Source organism: Mesorhizobium sp. FG116, from assembly GCF_057809835.1.
In genome coordinates, this window is the sequence record NZ_JBMDKS010000133.1 from 1 (window position 1) to 754 (window position 754).

Here is a 754-nt window from a genome sequence, read left to right on the forward strand (position 1 = left end):
CGTCAAATGCTGCTGATAGATCTCCTCGGCACCTGGTACTTTCTCGTCAGGCTCGCCTATTGCCTTGTTTCTGAACAATGCCACCCGAACTCATCTCCGCATGGGCCTCGGGAATCGCCGCAAACGGCGTTCCATGATTACACGATAGGATAATCGTAAATTACACGATAGTAGAAGAAAAGGGGAAAGTGGGGCCCCCGCGCAACTCTTGGATTCCTATCCGGGACGGCCCCGCATCCGGCTGGCAAGCATGCGACCCATGGCGCGGGTCCCTCGTCCTACATCTCCCCCCATGGCCATCGTGCCTCGTATGGCGCCGCCTGTAAGGCCTGCGGGTACCACGCTTGTTGCAAGGTTGGCGGCTCTCGAGCCTCGGTTCCTTGCTGTCTGCAGCGTTTCGCCTATACCACCCGCAGTAGATATACCGTGGAACAGGGTCCCATAGGCGAATGATTGAGCCAGTGAGGGAACCCGGACGACAAACGCTGCCACCACGAGCATGTAGAGCACCAGGCCGGCCGCCACGCCGAAGGACTCCTCCTGTGTCGCCGTCGCAATCTGGATTGAGTCCAGATAGGAACGGACAAAGCCGAAGCAGAAGCCTGCTATGATGTAGGAAAAAAGCAGCGTGAATATTCCGAACGCTATTCCCTTGACCCAGCCTTCAAACACGAATTTCGTCATGCCGAAGAAATTGCACAGAATGGCAATCGGCCCCACCGCCAGCATCACGGCGACCGTCATTTTCGCAAAC

At 56.9% G+C, this 754-nt stretch carries 1 protein-coding gene; it reads right to left on the reverse strand.

The features are described from left to right. Positions 1-216: 216 nt before the first annotated feature. Positions 217-754: type IV secretion system protein (locus ACODTY_RS24110; protein ID WP_488996699.1), on the reverse strand; the 538-nt coding region annotated here is incomplete at its 5' end.